The sequence below is a fragment of the Halostagnicola alkaliphila genome (assembly GCF_055379965.1).
This window is the reverse complement of sequence record NZ_AP043826.1, coordinates 2,707,648-2,729,005: the sequence shown is the minus strand read 5'-3', so window position 1 is coordinate 2,729,005 and position 21,358 is coordinate 2,707,648. Positions and strand designations below refer to the sequence as shown.

The 21,358-nt window shown below is 59.4% G+C and carries 21 protein-coding genes and 1 tRNA gene; 11 read left to right on the top strand and 11 right to left on the bottom strand.

Annotated features, from left to right (window positions below; all coding sequences use genetic code 11):
- The first annotated feature begins 23 nt into the window (after positions 1 to 23).
- Genes gvpJ through gvpM form a run of 4 tightly spaced genes read left to right on the top strand, consistent with a single transcriptional unit; the run spans position 24 to position 2,309 of the window.
- Positions 24 to 710, top strand: coding sequence for a gas vesicle protein GvpJ (gvpJ, locus tag ACZ5C7_RS18895; protein ID WP_464378476.1), 687 nt, complete (start codon positions 24 to 26; stop codon positions 708 to 710).
- Complete coding sequence (locus tag ACZ5C7_RS18890; protein WP_464377808.1) at positions 707 to 1,051, top strand: gas vesicle protein K; 345 nt, start codon at positions 707 to 709, stop codon at positions 1,049 to 1,051. Before gvpJ ends, ACZ5C7_RS18890 begins: the two co-directional genes overlap by 4 nt.
- Positions 1,048 to 1,983, top strand: coding sequence for a gas vesicle protein GvpL (gene gvpL, locus ACZ5C7_RS18885; protein ID WP_464377807.1), 936 nt, complete (start codon positions 1,048 to 1,050; stop codon positions 1,981 to 1,983). Before ACZ5C7_RS18890 ends, gvpL begins: the two co-directional genes overlap by 4 nt.
- On the top strand, positions 1,980 to 2,309 hold the full coding sequence (gene gvpM / locus ACZ5C7_RS18880) for a gas vesicle protein GvpM (protein ID WP_464377806.1): 330 nt from the start codon (positions 1,980 to 1,982) through the stop codon (positions 2,307 to 2,309). Before gvpL ends, gvpM begins: the two co-directional genes overlap by 4 nt.
- Before the next feature lie 184 nt (positions 2,310 to 2,493).
- Here the strand turns inward: gvpM and ACZ5C7_RS18875 are convergent, their stop codons facing one another.
- From ACZ5C7_RS18875 to ACZ5C7_RS18860, 4 genes are all read right to left on the bottom strand, one after another.
- On the bottom strand, positions 2,494 to 2,709 hold the full coding sequence (locus ACZ5C7_RS18875; RefSeq protein ID WP_283835221.1) for a hypothetical protein: 216 nt from the start codon (positions 2,707 to 2,709) through the stop codon (positions 2,494 to 2,496).
- 493 nt (positions 2,710 to 3,202) lie between these two features.
- A complete protein-coding gene (locus tag ACZ5C7_RS18870; protein WP_464377805.1) occupies positions 3,203 to 3,340 on the bottom strand; it encodes a hypothetical protein in 138 nt (45 codons plus the stop codon).
- 357 nt (positions 3,341 to 3,697) lie between these two features.
- Positions 3,698 to 4,759 (bottom strand): zinc-dependent alcohol dehydrogenase family protein, encoded by a 1,062-nt coding sequence (locus ACZ5C7_RS18865; RefSeq protein WP_464377804.1) that lies wholly within the window; start codon positions 4,757 to 4,759, stop codon positions 3,698 to 3,700.
- A gap of 124 nt (positions 4,760 to 4,883) precedes the next feature.
- Complete coding sequence (locus tag ACZ5C7_RS18860) at positions 4,884 to 6,188, bottom strand: HAD family hydrolase (protein WP_464377803.1); 1,305 nt, start codon at positions 6,186 to 6,188, stop codon at positions 4,884 to 4,886.
- A 174-nt stretch (positions 6,189 to 6,362) separates the two neighbouring features.
- Between ACZ5C7_RS18860 and ACZ5C7_RS18855 the strand changes: the two genes are divergently transcribed.
- Positions 6,363 to 7,397, top strand: coding sequence for a glutathione S-transferase family protein (locus ACZ5C7_RS18855; protein WP_464377802.1), 1,035 nt, complete (start codon positions 6,363 to 6,365; stop codon positions 7,395 to 7,397).
- A 120-nt stretch (positions 7,398 to 7,517) separates the two neighbouring features.
- Entirely contained in the window at positions 7,518 to 7,889 is a 372-nt protein-coding gene (locus tag ACZ5C7_RS18850; RefSeq protein ID WP_464378475.1) for a DUF192 domain-containing protein, read from the top strand.
- A gap of 1 nt (position 7,890) precedes the next feature.
- Here ACZ5C7_RS18850 and ACZ5C7_RS18845 read toward each other — a convergent pair whose 3' ends face one another.
- A complete protein-coding gene (locus ACZ5C7_RS18845; protein ID WP_464377801.1) occupies positions 7,891 to 8,397 on the bottom strand; it encodes a hypothetical protein in 507 nt (168 codons plus the stop codon).
- A gap of 113 nt (positions 8,398 to 8,510) precedes the next feature.
- Positions 8,511 to 9,614, bottom strand: a complete 1,104-nt coding sequence (locus ACZ5C7_RS18840) for a zinc-dependent alcohol dehydrogenase family protein (protein ID WP_464377800.1) — start codon at positions 9,612 to 9,614, stop codon at positions 8,511 to 8,513.
- A 425-nt stretch (positions 9,615 to 10,039) separates the two neighbouring features.
- On the opposite strand from ACZ5C7_RS18840, the gene ACZ5C7_RS18835 reads away from it, so the two are divergent.
- From ACZ5C7_RS18835 to ACZ5C7_RS18825, 3 genes are all read left to right on the top strand, one after another.
- On the top strand, positions 10,040 to 11,176 hold the full coding sequence (locus ACZ5C7_RS18835; RefSeq protein ID WP_464377799.1) for a hypothetical protein: 1,137 nt from the start codon (positions 10,040 to 10,042) through the stop codon (positions 11,174 to 11,176).
- Positions 11,177 to 11,390: 214 nt separating this feature from the next.
- Positions 11,391 to 11,606: a DUF7692 domain-containing protein gene (locus ACZ5C7_RS18830; protein WP_459890088.1), complete on the top strand. Its 216-nt coding sequence runs from the start codon at positions 11,391 to 11,393 to the stop codon at positions 11,604 to 11,606.
- A 60-nt stretch (positions 11,607 to 11,666) separates the two neighbouring features.
- Positions 11,667 to 12,407, top strand: coding sequence for a 3'-5' exonuclease (locus ACZ5C7_RS18825; protein ID WP_283835214.1), 741 nt, complete (start codon positions 11,667 to 11,669; stop codon positions 12,405 to 12,407).
- Here the strand turns inward: ACZ5C7_RS18825 and ACZ5C7_RS18820 are convergent.
- The gene (locus ACZ5C7_RS18820) at positions 12,388 to 12,777 is read right to left on the bottom strand and encodes a hypothetical protein (protein ID WP_459889296.1); all 390 of its coding nucleotides are present in this window, start codon (positions 12,775 to 12,777) and stop codon (positions 12,388 to 12,390) included. The genes ACZ5C7_RS18825 and ACZ5C7_RS18820 overlap by 20 nt on opposite strands.
- Before the next feature lie 696 nt (positions 12,778 to 13,473).
- Here ACZ5C7_RS18820 and ACZ5C7_RS18815 point away from each other — a divergent pair.
- On the top strand, positions 13,474 to 14,481 hold the full coding sequence (locus ACZ5C7_RS18815) for a hypothetical protein (RefSeq protein WP_464377798.1): 1,008 nt from the start codon (positions 13,474 to 13,476) through the stop codon (positions 14,479 to 14,481).
- Positions 14,482 to 15,889: 1,408 nt separating this feature from the next.
- Here ACZ5C7_RS18815 and ACZ5C7_RS18810 read toward each other — a convergent pair.
- Together ACZ5C7_RS18810 and ACZ5C7_RS18805 are read right to left on the bottom strand one after the other, a co-directional pair.
- Positions 15,890 to 16,065, bottom strand: a tRNA-Trp gene (locus ACZ5C7_RS18810).
- Positions 16,066 to 16,110: 45 nt separating this feature from the next.
- A complete protein-coding gene (locus ACZ5C7_RS18805; RefSeq protein WP_464377797.1) occupies positions 16,111 to 17,007 on the bottom strand; it encodes a DUF5794 domain-containing protein in 897 nt (298 codons plus the stop codon).
- A 487-nt stretch (positions 17,008 to 17,494) separates the two neighbouring features.
- On the opposite strand from ACZ5C7_RS18805, the gene guaB reads away from it, so the two are divergent.
- Positions 17,495 to 18,997 (top strand): IMP dehydrogenase, encoded by a 1,503-nt coding sequence (gene guaB, locus ACZ5C7_RS18800; RefSeq protein ID WP_464377796.1) that lies wholly within the window; start codon positions 17,495 to 17,497, stop codon positions 18,995 to 18,997.
- A gap of 152 nt (positions 18,998 to 19,149) precedes the next feature.
- Here the strand turns inward: guaB and ACZ5C7_RS18795 are convergent, their stop codons facing one another.
- Together ACZ5C7_RS18795 and ACZ5C7_RS18790 are read right to left on the bottom strand one after the other, a co-directional pair.
- Positions 19,150 to 19,629 carry a cupin domain-containing protein gene (locus ACZ5C7_RS18795; protein WP_464377795.1) on the bottom strand — a complete coding sequence of 160 codons (480 nt, stop codon included), beginning with the start codon at positions 19,627 to 19,629 and terminating at the stop codon, positions 19,150 to 19,152.
- Positions 19,630 to 19,776: 147 nt separating this feature from the next.
- Positions 19,777 to 21,285, bottom strand: coding sequence for an aldehyde dehydrogenase family protein (locus ACZ5C7_RS18790; protein ID WP_464377794.1), 1,509 nt, complete (start codon positions 21,283 to 21,285; stop codon positions 19,777 to 19,779).
- Between the last annotated feature and the right edge of the window lie 73 nt (positions 21,286 to 21,358).

Here is a 21,358-nt window from a genome sequence, read left to right as displayed (position 1 = left end):
GGCCGAGCGCGGAGGTGAGCGGCGTGGTCGATGACTTTCAGCCCAGTCGACAGAAGACCGACCTCGCCGAGGTCGTGGAAATGCTCCTCGACAAGGGAATCGTCATCAACGCCGATATCGCCGTCTCGATCGGCGACACACAGCTTCTGGGCATTCAGGTCCGGGCGGCGATCGCCTCCTTCGAGACGGCGGCGAAGTACGGCCTCGAGTTCCCGGAGGGGACCGACATGCGCCGAGTCGCCGAGGCCGTCGGTGATCCCGAGCTAGCCGAGATGGATCGTCCCAACCCCGCGATCGACCCGACTCGAGGCGTCAACGTCACGCCGGATCCCGAGGATAACGACGATGGTGAAAAGTCGGACGAGGAGGCCGCGAAAGCGGACGGAAGCGAGGCGGAAGCCGAATCCAGCGAAACGGACGGCGGCAGGTCAGGAGAGGAATTCGACGACTCGAGCGGCGACGAGTCCTACGAAGCACCCAGCGGCGTGAGCGAGCGTGTCGGCGCTCGACCCGATCCGGATCGGCCGACCAGCGGCGGATTCGATATGCTGAGCGACGATGACGGAGGCGATTCGGAGGGCCAGAACAGCGCCGACGGAGGCGAGAGGACCCCGGACGACGGCGACGATGAGGCGAGTAACGAGACGGAGCGCGACGCTGAGGCGGGTGATGAAGAAACCGAAGCGGCGGCGGAGGCGGATACCGAATGACGACGATCGACGTCGGCGACGGTGAGGACGCTCGAGACGGCCTCATGACGCTCGTCGTAACCGTCGTCGAACTGCTCATCGAGGCCTTAGAGCGCGAGGCCGTCCGTCGGATGGAGTCCGGCGACCTCGATGACGAGGAGATCGAACGCCTCGGCGAACAGCTCGCCACCATCGAAGCCGAACTCGAGGAGCTGAAATCGGACGAGGGTATCGACGACGGCGTCGACGACCTTCGAGGCGACCTCGACGGACTGGTAAGCGACGCGATCGAGCAGTTAGGAGGAGATTACTCCGAACACAGACAACCCGGCTACTCCGTTTTCGGAGGTGAACAAGAGTGAGTCGCGATCGGGCGGGGTCCGGCGTCGACGCTCGAGAGGAACACCCCTCCCAAGAACAACGGCGCTCCGGCGGCGAGTCGGATTCGCTTCCCGATATCGAAGAGGGACGGTACCTCTACTGTGCCGTTCGAATCGACGGCGAAGACGGTTTTCAGGACCGGGACCGAATCGACCTCGAGAAGACGGGTATCGACGGCGAACCCGTTTCCGTGCTCGCCGTCGACGACATCGGCGTCGTCTGTCACGACTGTGACGGCATCTACGATTCGGGTGATCTCGAGCAGGTCAAACGCTGGCTCGTCCGCCACCAGACTGTCGTCGATGCCGCGGGCGAGCGGTTCGGAACGCCGGTACCGTTCCAGTTCGATACGATCATCCGAACCGACGACGAGGGAGTGCGCGAGTGGCTCCGAGGCGAGTACGACACGCTCGAGCCGACGCTTGCGGAACTTGCGGGCCACTGGGAGTATCGAATCGAAGTCGTCGAAACGGATCCGATCGAGGAGGAGCGGTTGATAGAACGCGACGAACAACTCGCCGAACTGAGAGAGCGGATCGACGACTCGGGATCGGGGACCGCACACCTCCTCGAGAAACAGTACGACCAGCGCGTCAAACAGCTGCGGGCGGATCGGCGGGAATCGGTCGAAGCCGACCTGAGAGAACGAATCGACGAACACGTTCGAGAAGTACACGCACTCGAGCGATCCCCGGCGGCCACGCTCGAGGACGGATCGAAAGATTCGGCGGAACCCTCGCTCGACTCCGGGGAAACGCTGTGTCGGTTCACGGTGCTCGCTCACGAGGACGACGAATCAGCGGTCGGTTCGGTGCTCGACGACGTCGCGTCGAATCCCGGTTTCGCGGTCAAATTTACGGGTCCATGGCCGCCGTACACGTTCGCCCCCGAACTCGGTGGTGAGGACGGATGATGCCCAGAAAGGACGACGAGGCGCTGGTCGATCTCCTCGACGTAATCTTGCGAGACGGCGTCATCCTCCGCGCCGACGTGATCATTTCGGTCGCCGAAATCCCCCTCGTCGGACTCAAACTCACGGCCGCGCTCGCGGGGATGGACACGATGACGGAGTACGGGCTCTTCGAGGAGTGGGATGTCGAACGGCGACGATCGGCGATCACCCGGAGACAGTACGGTGATTCGACGGAGCGACTCGAGAAGCGCGACTCGATTTCGGTCGGCAGTCGCGGGGAATCGACGGCGCTCGGCCACCGAAATCGAGACTCCGACGGGATTTAACCGGGTGAGAAGGTTCAATCGAGCGAGAACAACGATACCGGGAATGGAAACAGTGGCTGAGGAAAGCAACGGGTGGGCCAAACGGCGAACGAAGAAAACGGAGTCTTCAGAGATCAGGCGGCCGAGATGAGGTCCCCCAGATTCGAGGCCGATAGCCGATTTCACTGCTGCAACTGGTACCCTGTTACGCGAATTTCGGCCGTTCTCTCGTGAGTTCGACGTCGCCGGTGACGTTCGCCTCGTCGCGGTCTTCGTCGTAGATGTACTGCCCGGTCGACTCGCAGAGGGTACACTCGTAGTGCTCCGTGATCTCGTTGATCATTTCACCGTCCTCGAAATACACCCGGCTCTGTGTGATCTGGAGGAACTGGGCGGTCTCGCAGTTCGTACAGGTGATCATACCGACCTCTCGGCGGGGACAGGTTGTAGTTATCCGGCTTGTAACCGAAAGTAGGTCGTTTCTATGACTGAATTAACCGGCGCGCTATTCTATCGACCACGGGTCGATAGCTGGAACACCACTGCACGTAATCGGGTGCTGATTAGCAATCAGGTAAGTAGTGTATACCACTAGACGACGCCGGGATAGTCCCGCCGATCGGTCTCTCTGAACCGGGCGGTAAAACACGTTCTACCGGCGGTCGTCGATTCCGATCGGCTTCGGTTTGGTCCTCGAGTTCTCCCTCCAATTGTTCGAAATCGTTCATCGTTCGTTCGACTCGTTCCTGTTATTTGTCCGAACTGAAACAGTTACGCGACACTGATCAGCGCCGAATCAGTTGTTAGAATTAACATATGTTGTCCCTTCTCGAGTCTCGAGAGGTAACTGAAACGAACGAGCGAATCCTCCGCGAAGTCCGGTTTCACAGGATATTGTCTCTCGATTCAACCGTTTATGACGGCACCCCGACGGATCCGTCCGGTCGGTGCAGTTCGCCGACGAGGACCAGTTCGGTTCGCTCGAGGTGGTCGGGTGTTGGGGGTTCGATGTGGTGGAGGGGGTGAAAGCTTCGAGCAGTCCGCGGAGCCACCACGATCAACTTCGGATGGCCCCGTAGGGAGGTCCCTCGGAAAGAAAGCACCAGCTATCGAGATGCGTAACGCGGTTGCGGTGACCGCGTAGTCGGCCGATACGTCTCGATCTCGATATCGCGGCGATTAGTTTTCTCGGGCTACTGTCAGACAGGTTGTTCATAACAAAACAACAGTCTCTCATCGACTTGACTGCGGGGAAACAGACCCCGTCGGGTGCGTGCCCAGTGCTCATCACGTACTGACCGTACGATTGCGTGTCCGTGCCCGGTTCCCTCGAAGCGGCTTCGCCCCCGCGTCGGGGAAGCTCATGTCTCTCACACCAGGACGGGTTCCCGCCCCCGTCCGGGTTTACGCTAAAACTCAGTAATGACAGGAATGCCGACGGTATCGTAGGTATCCATCGAGGCGAGGGTTTCCGGAACCTCCTCGAGCGAGAGCGTTTCGCCGACTATCTTCCCCGGCTCGAGCGTTCCCTGCGCGATGAGGGTGAACAGCTCGCCGTAGCGAACGAGGGGCATTCCGAACGAGCCGTGAAAGTCGATCTCCTGCATCGTCATCGCGTCGACGGGAATCGATATCTCGCCGCCCTCTTCTCCGGTCGTGAGCCCGACTTGCACGTGAGTTCCGGTCTTGCCGAGGCTGCCGATGGAATTCGTACAGGTTTCTTCGATACCCAGCGCATCGATCGAGACGTCCGCGCCGCGGTCGGCGATCGCCTTTACTTCACTCGCCGTGTTGTCCGTCTCGGCCGCGTTGACCGTCGCAACCGCCCCCAACTCTCTGGCCCGCTCGAGTTTGTCCTCGCGAACGTCGACCGCGATGGGATGTGCACCGAGCGCGCTCGCGATGTGGACCGCCGAGAGGCCGACGCCGCCGCAGCCGTGGATCGCAACCCAATCGCCGGGGCGAAGATCCGCGCGATCCGAGAGGGCGTGGTAGGCGGTCATGAACCGACAACCGAGGCCCGCCATTTCGGTGAACTCGACGTCGTCGGGGAGTTGTACGCAGTTAAAGTCCGCCTCGCGAACGGGGAACGCCTCCGCGAACGCGCCGGGTGCGATGCCGGTGAACCCAAGCGGGATCACCGTATCGCAGACGTTCGCTCGACCCGCGCGGCAGTGCGGACAGCTCCCGTCGGCGAGATGAAACGGCACCGTCACCCGGTCGCCTTCCGAGACTGTTTCCACGTCCGCGCCGACCTCGGAAACGATACCCGCCGGCTCGTGGCCGAGAATTTGCCCTTCGGGCGCTTCGGCGCCGACCCAGCCCCAGTCACCCTGCCACGCGTGCCAGTCGCTTCGACAGATGCCACACGCTTCGGGTTCGACGATCACCTGATCCGGTCCCGGCTCGGGATAGTCGACCTCTTTGACCGCCAGCGGTTCGCCGTGTTTTTCGAGAACTGCGGCTCGCATGATTACACTATTGATAGGTGTGGCATAAATATCTAGGATAAATATTCATCCTATTTAGTTCGAGTCGAGAACGGAGTGAATCGGTTTGCTCGAGGACCGGCGCTCCGATTGGTCTCCGCTCCCGCTAATCGAGTCTCGCCAGGAGATTGAGCGCGTAGATCGTCCGCAACACGTCGACGCTTTTCCCCTGATCGAAGACGAGGTCGTCCGTTCCGAGGACGTGATCAAGCGTATCCTGCGAGGAGTGTTCGGGTGCCGCCGCGATTCCGGCATCCTTCTCGTCGACCCACTCCATCACCCGTAGGTCGCTCTTAGAGTCGCCCATCACAAGCGAAAACGGATCCTCGAGTCCCAACACGTCGAGTGCCCGTTCGACGCCGACGACCTTGTTCAACTCGAGACTGCCGATCTCGGCGGCGTCGGCTTCGTAGTAGGCCACGTCGATGCGTTCTAACGTGTCGGTTAGGTCGGACGGGACCTCCTCAGCATCGAGATCCGGATAGGCGCCTTCGCTCTCGAGGACGGCCCGAATCTCCGGATCCTGATCGGCGTAGAACGCTCGGGTCCACTCGCTGACGGTGTTGCCGTCGACCGTTCGAGCACCGTTGGTCTCGTCACTGTCGTCTTCGCCGGTACGTGTGACGGCCCCGAGTTCGAGCGTCGATCCGACGGCGTCGGCGAGGAGATCGATCAGATAGACTAGCGCCTCGTCGATGACCGCTCGAGCCTGTGAAGTCCCGGTTTCGTAGTTCGGCTTCATCGTCACGTTGAACTCGTTGCCCTGCAGGTGACAGCCCCGCCGGAGATCCGTCGGCGCTTCCGGAAGCACGCGACTCCGGATGTCGTCGAAGACCGTCCGAATTTCCTCGTCGAGATCCTCGTAGAGTAACTGCTTGGTGTTCGCTCCGTGTCCCGGCGTGAAGACGCCCGTTCCCGCTTCGTAAACGATCGAGAGGTCGCCCGAGTGGACGATTTCGCTGCCAAGCCCCTGGATCGCGAATCCCTTGACGTTCTCTAAGGTCTGTCCCGTACAGATGACGATCGGAATCCCGGCCTCGTGAAACTCCGTAAGCATGTGGAGGGTGTCCCGCGGAATCTCGTTGTCCGTCCCGCCGGCGGAGCGGAGCGTCTCGTCGACGTCGAGGACGAGCACGTTGACAGCACGGTCGTACTTCGCGCCCAAATCGAGGGCGGTAAACGCCTGCTCTCGAGTAGCCCGCGCGGCGATCTCGGCGAACGTCTCGCCGGCAGCGAAGTCCCCTCGAATTTCGTCCTTTCGCTCCTCGAGAACCGTGTTGGCTTCCTGCCAGTGCTCGAGGGCGGCACGCGAATCGATCGCCGGAAAAACGTCGACGAACTCCTGGTACTCCCGCAGCGTCTTCGTGTCGTACTCGTCGTAGAGCCTGTAGACGAGATCGTATCGTTCCATGTTCCCTACAGGTGGGGGCAGTGGGATAATCGTTTCCCGGTCGGGGCGGTTTGGTTTCGGCCGATATATTTCGCATGACTGTCCGCACGATTACCAACGCACCTCCATCCGGCGCTGTCCGGTAACACTGATGTACGCTGGCTCGTTTTGTGTCTGGATCTCCTCCACTCGAGTATGAACAAACTCGTCGATGGAGAGTGGCGGACGGACGCACACGAAACGACCGGCGACGACGGGGCGTTCGAACGGCAGGTGACCACCTTCCGAAACGAAATTCGGGACGACCCGGATGCACGATTCCAACCGGAAGCCGACCGCTACCACCTCTACGTCTCCTACGCCTGTCCGTGGGCACACCGAACCCTGCTCGTGCGAGCGATGAAGGGCCTCGAGGACGCGATTTCGGTGTCGGTCGTCGACCCGTATCGCGACGAGGACGGGTGGCAGTTCACCCCGGAAAAAGACGGCTGTACGCCGGACCACCTGTACGGTTCGGATTACCTGCGAGAACTCTACGTCGAGGCAGATCCGGACGCGACCTGTCGCGTAACGGTCCCGGTCCTCTGGGACAAACAAGAAGAAACGATCGTCAACAACGAATCGAGCGAAATCCTCCGGATGCTCGACACCGAGTTCGACGAGATCGCCAATCGGGACGTCGACCTCTATCCAGAGGGGTACCAGGACGAAGTCGATCGGATCATCGACGATATCTACGAGCCGATCAACAACGGCGTCTACCGCGCCGGGTTCGCGACGGATCAGGAACCCTACGACGAGGCTATCGACGACCTCTTCGGGGCCCTCGCACACTGGGACGAGGTGCTGGCTGACCAGCGCTACCTCGCCGGAGACCGGCTTACCGAGGCCGACATCTGTATGTTCACGACGTTCGTCCGATTCGATCAAGTCTACCATACGCACTTCATGTGCAACGTGCAGTTCCTCCGGGAGTACGAGAACCTCTGGCCGTACCTGCGGGACCTGTACCAGACGGGCGTCGCCGACCATCGGGAGGGGACCGCTGACGTCGCTCAAACGGTCAACATGGATCACATCAAGGAACACTATTACACGACCCATCCGGACGTCAATCCCTCCGGAATCATCGCACGCGGACCGGACCTCGAGTTCGAGGCCCCACACGACCGCGACGAGTTGCCGGGCGGCCCGCCCTCGGCGCTCGAGACCGCACGCGCCGACGACTAGAGGAAGTTCGTCGAGGGGAACCGTTCGACAAGGAGCAGTCGTTCGACGAGAAGCATGGCAACCGCTAACCCCGACGCACCGGCGAGAATCTTTTTGACGGCTTGGCATCGACTCGAGAGCGTGCGACTCGTCCACGACGCCGACGGAGCGCGGGAGACGCTCGCGAGCGATGTCGAGATTGCGGACAGTCTCGTGAGCCGAACTCGCGGGCTGATGTTCAAACGATCGATACCCGAGGAGTACGGACTGGCGTTTTCCTTCGAAACCGCGGACGCTCGAGACGTTCACATGCTGTTCGTCTTCATGCCGCTGGACGTGATCTGGATTCACGAGGACGTCGTTCAGCGCGTCGAAACCCTTCGACCCTGGCGCGGGTTCGCGAAAGAAACGGCCGACCTAATCGTCGAACTTCCCGCCGGTACCGCGAGCGACGTCGAAGTTGGCGACGAAGTGCTTCTCGAGGATAGCGACGACGTTTTCGAGGACGGGTAAGTTACTCCTCGAGCGCTTCGAGTTCCGTCAGTTGCGCCTCGAGCCACGGCGGTTGATCCGTGTACCGCCACTCGGCCCACTCTGCTTTCTCGCCCGCGTAGTAGGATCGATAGGCTTCGACGGGATTGTCACACCGGTATTCGTCGGGCATGGCCTGGGGCCGCGGAGTCGGCGCTGACTGTGGAAACTCGATCTCGGTCGGATCAATCTGCTCGATCACTTGCCAACTCGCGTGGTCTTCCTCTTTCTCGTAGCGCTCGACGAACTCCTCGTTGAGCGCCTCGGCGTGCTCGCGAAGCCGAAGCCAGTTCGCTCGAGATTCGGTCGCCCACTCGGTCACGGGATGACTCACGTGGGTCGGGCTGTAGAGAAACTCCGCGTCGAGGCCGTTTTCTCGTGCCGCGGTACAGAGGACCTGAGCCGCCTCGAGAAGGAGCTTGTTTACGTGCTGGTCGCAGTGATAGCGCGCGGCCAGTCGCGGATCCTCGTCGAGCCAGAAGACGTTCATGCCCGTGGTAGGTGCCAGAGTCGGTTGAGAACATCGCCTTACGAGTTTGGCTAGTCACGAGAACCGGTCGTTCAGGCGTTCGTACCAGTTCGTGTTTTCCGGTGAGAGGGAGCTCAAAACTCCGTAACAACCTCGATGCCGCGAGTCTCGTAATCGCTCATCGCGGCGAGTCGATCCGAGACATCCTCGAGTGCGACCGTCTTGGTGACGAGTTTGCCGGGATCCAGCCGCTCCGAGGCGATCATTCGGAGGATTTCGCCGTACCTCGAGGGCGGCATTCCGCGGGAGCCGAGGAAGTCGACGTCCCAGCGGGTAATCTCGTCGACCGGCAGGGAGACTTCGCCGCGCTCGGCGTCCGTGGTCAGACCGAGCTGGACGTGGGTCCCTCGGATTCGAAGCGAGTCCAGGCTGTTCCGACAGGTCTCGGCTCGGCCGAGCGCGTCGACGGAGACGTCCACGCCCGCGTTTTCGGATTCCGCTTCCGGCCGCTTGGCATCCCCGTTGGAGGCGACCGCCTCGGCGACAGCCGTCGGAACGTCCGCGGTCTCGCTCGCGTTCACGAGTTCGTCTGCACCCGCGTCGGCGGCCAGCTCGAGTGGGCCGTCTCGAACGTCGATTGCAACGACGCTCGCGCCGAGTGCGCTTGCGATCTGGACGGCGGCCAAACCTAGCCCGCCACAGCCGTGGACGGCCACCCAGTCACCCGCCCGGATGTCGGCGCGGTGGACCAGCGCGTGAAAGGCGGTCACGTACCGACAGCCGAGCGCGGCGGCGTCGGTCGAACGAACTCCGTCGGGAAGTTTCGTGACGTTGAAATCGGCGTGTGGAACGTGGACCCGTTCGGCGAACGCACCCGGCACGTCGGGTTCGAATCCGAGAGCGAGCCCGTCCGCGCAGACGTTGCCGTGCCCGCTTCGACACTGGTGACAGGAGCCGTCGCCGAGATTGAACGGGATCGCGACCCGGTCGTCGACTTCGAGCCGGTCGACGTCCTCGCCGACGGCGGCCACTCGACCCGCGGGCTCGTGACCGAGAATCTGTCCGCGTGGCACCCGATCGTCAGCCCACTCGCCGTGACCCTGCCAGGCGTGCCAATCGCTCCGACAGATGCCACACGCTTCGACCTCGACGACGATCCCGTCGGCGGCGAGATCCGGCTCCGGAACCGATTCGATCGAGAGCGGATCGCCATAGGCCTCGAGAACTGCAGCTCGCATACTACCGGCATCCGCGGCGACCGGGATAGGTGTTCCCACTGGAACCCGGCACCTACTCGGACGAAATCGCGTGACTCGGGCGGGTTCGAGGTGATTACGGTAGGCGGTCGATGCGTTTTTCGAGGACTCGAGCGCCGTGGCGCGCGTCTCGGCGAAATCGGCTGTGAAACACGCCTCAAGAACGGGATGTCAGAACTTCAACAGGGAGCGGATCTCGAGGATAGCGGGAATCTGCGTCTGAAAACCGAGGTATTTGACGGGTGTTACTACCGTTTGACTGGCTGAAAGTGGCGGTTTGTCGCGTGCTACTTTCAGGGCCGCTACGGCCGTCTCGAGGCCTCAAACGCGGTTGTGGCAGCTGCAACGATTGTTTCCGGGGTAACCGCTACAATACAATTATCGAAGCTCTGTAATTATCCGAGTGCATGGTAGAGCATTCGAACCGCGAGACGGTAGAACCGGACGAACAGGCATCGACGAGACGAACTGACGACGCCACGATGACGAGACGGCGAACGCTGCAGTTGGGCGGCCTCGTGGGCGTTGGAAGCGTTCTGGGTGCGGTCGGACTCGGAACGGACGGCGTCGCGGCGGCGGAAGGCAGCCGCCCGGACGACATCGTCCACCTCGATTACGACGACTACGATAGCTGGTCGGACATCTACCGACTGTCGAACGGAGACAGCGCCGACCTGAACTTCGTCTCGAGTCCGACCTACACGGGCGAGAACGCCATCCAATTGCAGGTGAACGAAAACGACCACTGGGGGGCAAACGCCCACTACGATTTCGAGGACGGACTCTTCGAACTCAACAACCGCATGCGCTTCGCGCTCAACACCAACTGGTCGATGGAGGGCCGAGACCTCTCGAACTGCCGGATCTGGAACTGCGCGCTGTCGATCGGCGAAGCCAGCGCTGGCGGGACCGTACCTGACGGAACGAACGGGTGGAGCAACCGCATGTACGTGACCAGCCGCGGGACCGACCCTGACGGCCCGTTCCACCTCCTCTCCGACACCTACCACATCAATGCGGCACAGGACCACAACTACATCATGGACGACGACGAGCACGCGCTCGCCCAGCCCGAAATCGAACCCGGCGTCTGGTACGACTTCGAGAGCTACGTGTGCGTGAACACGGTTTCGAACGGCGAGCCGAACGACGACGGAATCGTCCGCTACTGGCTCGACGACGAACTCATCTTCGAACGCGAGAACTTCAGCTTCACGTCGGATCTCGGCGACAACATCATCGACACCACCGGCCCCGTCGGTCACTACGGCGGACTGTACGAGGCCCCGAAGGACCTGTTCACCTACTACGACACGCACTCGATGGCGCTCAACGGCGTCTTCGAGTTCGATTCCTGTGGCGACGGCGACCGGACGTTCGACGAGTCGGACGAGCCGTCCGAAACGGACGGGGACTCCGACGGCGAAGAGTCGACTTCAGGCGACGCCGAAGAAATCGAGGACGAACTCGAGGAGATTGAGGACACGCTCGAGGAATCGGGCGTCGAATTCCCGCAGGGGCTAGGTGAGCTGTTCTCGATGTAGGCTTCTCGCGGGGATCGAGGGTGCTCCGAGAGCGTATTTGCGTGGAGAGCGTTTTTTGCCTCGAATGAGGTGGAGGCTTGGTTTCTCGAGTGGTGGCAGGTGAGTTCGCGCTCGAGGAGTGTCTCGAATTCAGTCAACTCGGTTGGTATGAACGACAGTCCCGGGTCTGTCCGGATCCGAACCGACGACAGCAACGGAATAGCGATTCGACGAAATCGAGAAAGCCGCCGGCTATTACGACTGTAATCGATCCAACGCCGCCGCGTTCGACTGTCACGACGTTACCCGCATCGTCGCCAGCGCTCGTCGAGCCCTCGAGCGCCCGGATCTCACGCTCGCCCTGTGCCAGGAAATTGCTGAAATCCTCTCCGGTAGGAAAGTTCCCTTCGAAATCGCGACTACCGTCGATGTCGAAACGCCGAGTAGCTAGTATCTTTCTCCTGATTTTCCCGGTATACTTTTCACATATTATCATAACCTATGATATGTAATGGGTGCCGATAGTTCCGGTCGACTTGCCTTCGACATTGAAACAATCAATGCTGAGCGACCAGATGATGAGGAAATGGATGCGCAGAATTCTGAGCACGTCGAATTTTTTTGCGTATGCGTTGCCCACCAGACCGAACCTGGTACAGATCCTCACTACGAGATCATCTTCCGCGAGGGAAACAGTGCTGAAGATGAACTCAAAGTGATTGAACAAACACTTGATTATCTCGAGACCAAACCACCGGAGTCAGTACTCACGTATAATGGAAACGAGTTCGATTTGCCGCACTTAGAAGGGCGAGCGCAGATTGCCGCCGAAACGATTGAGGGACGATTCGATGTGGCACAGCGAGCCGAGGAGTTCGTCGACAATATAGAGAGTATCGATCTTATGCCCGAGGCGTGTGATTTCTGTGGTGATGAGTATACTTCGTTTGAGAACATTTGCGAAACTGTTGGTGTTGATGTGACTCGAACACCGTTCCAAGAGTACGACTTTGATATCGATGTTGTTCCTCATCGGCCTACTTGGAAAGGAATCGAACCCTACATGATGGGGTGTGACATTCCATTGCTCGGTGAGCGATATTTAAATTTTAAGAGAATTGGTGCAACCGATCTCCCACAATTTCAGGAACTCCGTGAGGCAATCAAACACTATGCAACAACCGATGTTATTCCGCTATTCGAACTCAACAATAAGCGCCCCTTCAGTGAGTCTATGTCGGTATCGAATTGACTTCTGTGCAATCCTCTAGTGATCGTCGGATCACACCTATCGCCTGCACGGTGCGTACGCGACACCTTCGCCTAACGACCGCTTGACGTGTACGCGTCGCCAATCCCTCGCCGGAGAACTGCACGGAATCGATTTCCGCGTCGCCCTCTGCAATATCGAGATCGTCAGACCAGCGATCGGTGTCGATCGCCGGCACCAGCACGTTGTCGCCATCTTCTCCTTCAACACCACGCGCGGCATCGTGCGGTAGTCCGATGCCTTGAGTCCGCGGTCGGCGTGGTCGGGATTGGTCACGCGTCTCCCCTCCGGAGATCACCAATCGCGACATCGCGAGCACTGATCCCATCAGCGCAATTGCTGTCGCGATCATAAATCCCTCTCGTCGAGAATTACCCAGTCAGCGTAGCCTTCTTCTCCCGGACGGTAAGCCGGAGCTGGCTGGCCAACGACGGCTTTTTGGCCGAGCGATACAACCCTCTCTGTGAAGCGGGAGGTCTTCGTGTGCACAATGCGAATGTAGGTCACTTCCTCCACCACAGTGGCAAATATTTTCGTTAACTGGTACCTTGTCCCACGGCACGCTATCGGCTAATCATTTCACGTGGTTACATGATCGTACTCCCATGGCTAATCGAGAGTGGATACGAGACGAGTTCCTAGTTACGCTGGACCTGTACCTCAATGAGGATATCACAGAGGACAAATCCGATCCGATAGTTCGGGATACGGCAGAACTTATCGGTCGAACTCCAGATGCGGTCGTCTACCGATTCGGAAACTACGGCTCATGTTCTGGACCGAAAACCCACCGGACCCGAGGGCGCTGCTCGAGCATGCCGACTACGCACCGTGGGCCGAATTCGCCAGACGGCTCACGGATTCGGAGCGAACACGACCGGCCGAGCAGTTTGTGTTAATGGGGCCGGGAAATAAGCAGCAAGACCTGAAATCGGCGTCAAGAACGGCTATAAGGCTGACTAAGACGAGTGCCAATCTAATTTACTATAGCCATTATAATATAGACTAGAATACATTTATATATTTGAATGTATTATATTCTGTTGATATGCGAGATAAAAACCCAGGTGAAGGTGTCTCAAAAAGTGAATCAAAGAGTAAACCCGCCGGTATAACTCGGCGGTCTGCAGTCAAAATGGGGGCAGCGGGAATTGTTGGCTCAGCTTTCACCGGACAGGTATCCGCGGCAAGTGCTGAGTATTGTGGCACTTGTGACCCGGGCTACGATCCGGAATTTACCCGATCGTTCGATGTCCGTGTAGTCAGCTACGATCAGGCCCTAGAAAGTTACGAAGCAACGAACGTAGTGGTCATTGCCCACCGTGTTGATTCTCGGGAAATTGGTAGTCAGGTGATGCATCAATTTCTCGCCGGCGGGGTTGCGTTTGCCGAAGAGGAGCGCCCTTTGACGGACTGGGAGGAAATGGAGAATATTGCAGAATTGAAAATAGAGATGGAAACTGGCAACCCTACCACGAGTTCTGTGTTTCCGCCTGGATCAGATGATGAGCGGGCGATCGCAGCAACACAAGAAGACGGATCGCAACCGGACGACCGTTTGGACTGGGAGGAAGGCTTGATTGCGGCAGCGGACGAAGGTGCATCGGAGATCAGCGACCGCGCTAACGTCTTTCTGTCGGCATATAACATTTACAGCGCGTTTCGAAACGACGGAGAGTCGGAGAATGAAGGCAACCACGCCGAATATACCTGGGACTACTCGGGCGGTTGGTTTGGAAACAATTATAGAGCGTCCGCTGGAGCGGCTGTACGGTTCTACATTGAGGACGACGACCCAGCTAATGGATATGATATGAGTGCTTATGCGGATATCACTCGAGACAAGCCGAAGGAGACTATTGTCAGTGAAGACGATAATGAATACATTCGTCAACGGATCTACTCGGGTAGCGACGTTACCGTAAATAGACATGAACCGACGTCAGTTGCCGAAGTGGACGACCCTGTTGTGAAAAGAAAGGCCAGGGAGGAGGGCGTTGACGAAATTCGAAAGATATCCTACAACGACCAGTCAGACTCCGGTATTGTAAAATAATATAGCACCACTCCGAAAGGCGACGGCACAATGTGTGAGGGGCGGGGGATATCTGACATTATTTAAATCCTCACCCCTGTTGTCCAAACCTTGGTATCAAGTCAAACGGCTTCCATTTGTACACTATTCCTCCTTAGAAGTATGACAATGGGGTGAACGAATTGGACACTCTTCGCGAGAGAGAAAAAAGGTTGTTCCTTGGTTGTTTGCCTCAACGAGTACGCTTAGACACTCTGCTTCTTCGGCCGTACTCAAACTACTCCACTCATCATCTTTGTCATGTTGAGCCAGTACACGTAATGGTTCATCCGGCCAGACGCAATCAACGGGAGTTCCGTCTAACCCAGAGTCTATCTCGTACGTCTCCTCGTGAACGACTTCGTCATTGTCGTCCCGTTCAATCCTGAGTTCCATCGTCACAGGGTCGTCGCGATCGTTCAGTAGCATTAGTTGTTGCATCGTCGCATATTCGTCGTTGTCCGAACTCATACACCCAGCCGTAGTCCCGATCCCGGCGAGAGCCATGGAACCGAGAAAATGTCGTCGTCTCACATTCATAACGTTGGAAATAAAACAATATAAGCCTTTCAGAAAGGATATTTTCGATGGCATCTATTTCGACAGTTCGAGTTATTTTACATCTTTGCGTAGCGTACACTGAGGAAAGACAGTTCGTGCGTATGGGAGATACAGCAGCGTCGTGCTCGTTTTGGAACCCAAGCGGGCCATTTGGGCCTTGTTTAGACGCAGCAGGAATTGGCTCTAACGCTTCGTTCTCAACGTGTGAATATGTACCGTGAGGTGCTCTCTACTGCGTTCTGCTCAGCCGAAATGACTCCCGGACCGCCCATTCGGGAGCGTCTAAACAAAGCCCATCCTCTATATTCAGCAGGCGGTTTTTGACAGCACCCAGGGAGATTAATCCTCTCTCTGTTACCTGCTTCGCCTGTACGTATCGCTCTACACACCTCACAGGAGTATCCTCATCAGTGCAGTCGAGATCAGCGGGAAGGGGTGCCGCGTGATAATCGTATACTTTCACTGAGCATCACTATTAGAATCACATCACGAAGACACCTATCGATAGCTAACGTAACGAAATCAAGATCAGAGCGCCTCTCGAGTATATAAACAAACTCGGGAAATGGGCCGCCCTCTGTGGGTTACGGATCGTCGGAAGGTGAGTGGGGTCGGAGGGATTGTGAACTACGCCGAGACGTGCTCACTGCGTTCGCACGCCTCGTCTCGTTCAAATCCTCCTCTTGCAGTACGCGCGGCTCACGGATTTGTGAGCCGCGAGGAAATGGGGTCGGAGGGATTGTGAACCACGGTCGCAGCAAGCTGCTCCCTGATTCAAATCCCTCCTTTTCCTATACTCACCGCTCACGATGTTGTTCGCGGTGAGAAGTGGGGTCGGAGGGATTTGAACCCCCGATCTACTGATATCTCCGGTGCGCCTCGGAACTCCAGAGGGTCATCACACGGACACTGATCAGGTGTCCGATCAGTATATCAGTCTGGAGTGTCGTCCCGGGCGCCGTAGCCTCTGGAGTCAGCCGCCATGCCTGGCTTGGCCACGACCCCTCGAGCATTCATAGAGCGATCCTCCCTAAAGCCGTTACGATTCGATTACAGCCACGGGGCTCGGCCCGCGGTGTCGGTCGAGTCGTCGCCGGGGTAGGTATCGTCGTCGGACTCGGACGATTCGGGGACCTTGGGTTCGCTCGAGTCGTCTCGTTCTTCCGCACTGCCGCCGTCCGGCCGCGGATCGGAGTTGAGCGTTTCTCGAGCGGCGTCGCCGTCGAACTGCGGGTCGATCGAGAGCACGGCGGCGACGATCAGGGCCGCCAGCGGAGCCTCGCCGAAGGCCATCCCGAGGAGGGAAAGCGGAAGCAGACCCAACGCGACGGCGCTTCCGAATCGGAATCGGTCGATGTCCATGTAGGTTCGGAGGTACGGTCCGCCGAGTGCGATCGAGAGCGCGAACAGGACGCCGACGGTGGCCGCCAGCGTCGCGTTCGCGATCAGCGAGGGATCGGTATCGAACACCAACGCGGCGCCGCTCGGGTCCAAACTCGCGAGCAGCCCGAGGGCGATGATGATACCGGGATTTGGGATGTACTCGCCGACGGTCGCACTCGCGGTCTGGGCCGCGATGGCCGCGATGACGAGCGCTGCGAAGCGCTCGAAGATAACGATATTCAACACGCTCTCGATCGTGGGCGCGAGCGCGGCCTGTATCGCGGCGAGGATGATCAACGGAATCCCGACAACCAGGACGATGGCCGCCTGTTCTCGAGGCGAGCCGTTCATCTCCGCGAGGATGACGGCGACGGTCGCGCTGCCGCCGAAAATCAACAATCCGACCTGGATCGCTCCGAGTGGGTCGTCGACTGCCCCGGCGAGGATCATCGCCGGAAAGACGCCGTCGATAAGCGGCAGTGCCATGACCAGCGCGAGAAGCTTTGCGTCGTCGCTTGCGAACCGCTCGAGGCTCAGCGCAACCGGGTGTTGTGACGTGCTCATCGATTAGGAACGATGGCCGTGACCCGGGGCCAGATGGGAGTGTAACCGGCGGTCCCGCCCAGACTGGCTCGCGCCGAGCCAGTCATTCGAGCGTTTCTGGCCTGCTGTGAGTTTCGAAAACCCGAATGTAAACGGTGCGATGGAGAGAGCACTCATCCGATCACCGGTTCGGGCCGTGGTGGAACTCACAGCGAACATACTCTACCGGAGTCCTGCATTATTAATAAACGTTGTGTGAGAAGTGGTTACAGCACTCGGCAGATCGTTCGACAACAGTGTGCATTTCGTGACGGTAATGAACGACTGTCCGCATCGAGTTTACATTCTTCAAATTCCGCCGACGGTGACAATGGCTGGTCTACCACGTCCACGAACCCCGGACTCGTCTCGAGTCGGCTTCGAGACCATGTCCGTGGTTATCGTTGTCGTTGTACAGTCTGAAAATGCAACACGCAACGTTTTTTGCCCCCGATTCCGGACAGTTTACATGGCGAACGACGTTCCTGACCACGAGCCCTATTCCTCGAAGCTTCAAGTACCGGAAGCGCTGACCTTCGACGACGTGCTCCTTCGACCCAAAGAGAGCCGCGTCGAACCCGACGATGCGGATCTGACGAGTCGCGTCTCGAAGTCCGTCGAAGTCTCTGTCCCGATTCTCTCTGCGGCAATGGATACCGTCACCGAAAGCGAGATGGCGGTCGCGATGGCCCGCCACGGCGGGCTTGGCGTGCTGCACCGAAACATGAACGTCGACCAGATGGTCGACGAGATCAATCGCGTCAAAAGCGCCGACGAACTCATCATTCCGACCGACTCGGTCGTAACGGCCGATCCCGAAATATCGGTCCGCGAAGTCGACGAGATGATGGTCAAGGAAGGCGTCGGCGGTGCACCCGTCGTTAACACGCGCGGCGAAGTCCTCGGTATCATCTCGAGTACGGACATTCGACCGCACCTCGAGGTCAACGAGGATGACCCCGTCACAGCCGCGATGACCGACGAAGTCATTACGGCACCGGAAGACATCGACGCGCGCGAGGCCTTCGATCTGATGTACGAACACAAGATCGAGCGGGTTCCGGTCGTCGACGACGAGAACCTCCTCGTCGGACTGGTGACGATGCAGGGAATCCTCCAGCGTCGCGAGTACAACGAGGCCGTCCGCGACGAGGACGGTCGCCTTCGCTGTGGCGCCGCCGTCAGCCCGTTCGAAACCGACCGCGCCGAGGCCGCCGACGAGGCGGACGCGGACGTGCTCTTTATCGACACCGCCCACGCCCACAACGCGAACGTCATCGAGGGCGCTCGAGAGATCAAAGAATCCGTCGACGCCGACGTCGTCGTCGGCAACGTCGGCACTCGCGAAGCCGCCGAGGACCTCGTCGAGTTCGCCGACGGCATCAAAGTCGGCATCGGTCCGGGATCGATCTGTACGACTCGAGTCGTCTCGGGGTCGGGAATGCCCCAGATCACCGCCGTCTCGCAGGTTGCAGATGTCGCGAGTCAACACGACGTTCCGGTGATCGCCGACGGCGGGATTCGGTACTCCGGCGACGCGATCAAGTCGATTGCGGCCGGCGCCGACGCGGTGATGCTCGGGTCGTACTTCGCGGGGACCGAGGAGGCCCCCGGTCGGGTCGTGACGATGAACGGCAAGAAGTACAAGCAGTACCGCGGCATGGGGTCAGTCGGTGCGATGAAATCGGGTGACGGCGACCGATACCTGAAAGACGAGCCCCAGGACGAAGAGGAGTACGTTCCGGAGGGCGTCGAAGCGGCGACGCCGTACAAGGGAACGCTCAAGTCCGAACTCCACCAGCTCGCAGGCGGCATGCAGTCTGGGATGGGATACGTCGGTGCCGGAACGATCCCTCGCTTCAAAGAACGAAGCGAGTTCGTCCGCGTTTCCGCGGCCGGACAGGCCGAAAGCCACGCACACGACGTCGTAATCACCGACGAAGCGCCGAACTACTCGCCGGCCGACGAGTAAGGAGACGGGACCCTCCGATTTGTTGGGGCCGCCGATTAGACGGGATCACCGATTGAACGGTCCCGCGAGATTCGCTCGAGATAGCTTGCGACGCGTTCGCTCTCGAGTCGTGACGAGAATCGAGTTGCCGTACCTGTGCCTCCACAGGACCCTCAGGCGATCGTAAACGAGGTGCCACACTCGGTACAGGTGAGGCGGAATCCGCCTTCATCCGCGACCTCGAGTCCGTGTTTCGTTTCTGTTTCACACTCTTGACAGTAGATCACCGACTCGATGTCCTCCCAATTGTGGCTCGAATCGGGCGCACCGAAGGCCCAACCCACGACGGGTTCGTCGCCCTCGTTCGTTCCCTGCTGGAACTCTCCTGGGGCGAATCGAACGAGTTCGCCAGCCTCGACAGAAAGTTGACCGTTTTCGGTTTCGAACGTTGCCGTTCCCTCGAGGACGTAGAATACCTCTTCCTGATCGTGATGGGTGTGGTAGCCGCCCGAAAAGGACTCGCCCGACTCGAGTTCGAAGTAGTTCATCGCGAAGTCGGTCGTCCCGAGCGCGTCCGACACCGGCCGTCGAACGGTTTGTGCCGCCATCGGGTTCGGCTGGTTGTCGACCGCCTCGATAGAGACTTTCTCCATCGTTCGAATAACGAACGGCTCCGCCTTGAAAATACTCGTCGCTCTCGAATCACGAATCGCTTCGAACGTGCGATATTCACGGCTGCGAGCGATCTCGACGGACCGTTCGAACAACTCCGTTCGAACGATTCACTTCGAGACGGCCGTTCAGTACTCTCGAGGTTCGTGCTGGACCGAGATCCAGCGCGTTGTCGTAAACTCGTCTGCGATCCACCGGTCGTTGTACCGGCCCATTCCGGAGGACTTGACGCCGCCGAAGGGGGCCTGCGGATCGTCGTTGATCGGCTGGTCGTTGATGTGGACCATGCCGGTTTCCATCTGCGCTGCGATGTCGCGCGCTCGAATGATATCTTGACAGTGGACCGACCCCGACAGGCCCATCTCCGTGTCGTTGGCGAGTTCGATCGCTTCCTCGTCGTTCGAGAACGGGATCACGGGAACGATCGGGCCGAAGTGTTCGTTACACGCCGCGGCCATGTCGTTGGTCACGTTCGAGAGAACCGTCGGTTCGACGTAGGGGAACTCGTAGTCACCGCCCGCTTCGACGACCGCGCCCGAATCGACCGTTTCCTCGAGGTAGTCGGTCATCTGCTCGAATTGCGACTCGTTGATGATCGGCCCGACGATCGAGTCCTCCTCGAGCGGGTCGCCGACCGGGATATGGGCGGCCGCTTCGGCCAAGCCCGCGACGTAGTCGTCGTAGACGTCTTCGTGGACGAGGTGTCGATTGATCGAAATGCAGACCTGCCCCTGGTGGGTGAACGAGCCGAATGCCCCCGCCTCGATAGCCAGCTCGAGATCGGCGTCGTCGGTGACGATGTGGGCGTTGTTCCCGCCCAGTTCCAGCGCCGGGAAGTGGAAATTCTCGACCGCGTTGGTCGCGACGCGGCGGCCGACCTCGGTCGAACCGGTAAACGAGATCACGTCGGGAACCTCATGGCCAGAGAAGTGATCGCCGATGTCGTCGCCGTAGCCCGTGACGACGTTGAAGACGCCGTCCGGGAGTCCCGCCATCTCGAACACTCGAGCGAGCAGTAACCCGCCGGTGACGGGCGTGTGTTCGTCCGGTTTCAGGACGACGCTGTTGCCGAGCGCCAGCGCGGGCGCGACGGCCCGAATCGAGAGGACCGTCGGGAAATTCCACGGCGTAATCACCCCAACCACGCCGACCGGTTCCTCGACGACGATGTTTTCCTTCCCGGGTACCGTCGACTCCGAGCGCTCGCCTCGGTTGCGAAGCGCCATGCCGGCCGCGTGGGAGGCCACGCCGACGGCGGCTCCGCCTTCGAATTCCCCCTTCGCTCGTACCCCGCCACCTTCGATCGCGACCAGGTGGACGAACTCCTCCATGTGTTCCTCGAGTAAGTGTGCGGCCGTCGAAACGATCTGTGCGCGCTCTTGGGGCGGCGTGTCAGCCCATTTCCCTTGTGAGTCCTCGGCGACTTCGAAGGCCTCGTCGAGGTCGTCGATCGTTCCACGCGGAACCTCGCCGACCGCGCTCTGAGTCGCCGGCGCGTTCACCCGGATGGTTTCGCGATCACCCGGTGGTCGCCACTCGCCGCCGATGTACTGTGCGTTCCATCCTGTTTCCGGAGCGATGTTCACGTCGTCTATGCTGCCGTACTGGTCGTTCGATTGGGTGGTAATATCCCCCATGACATCATACAACACTTTAAATTATATTACATTTTCGGCCCGACGATACAGACTTCATTTTCGAGGCTGGGAG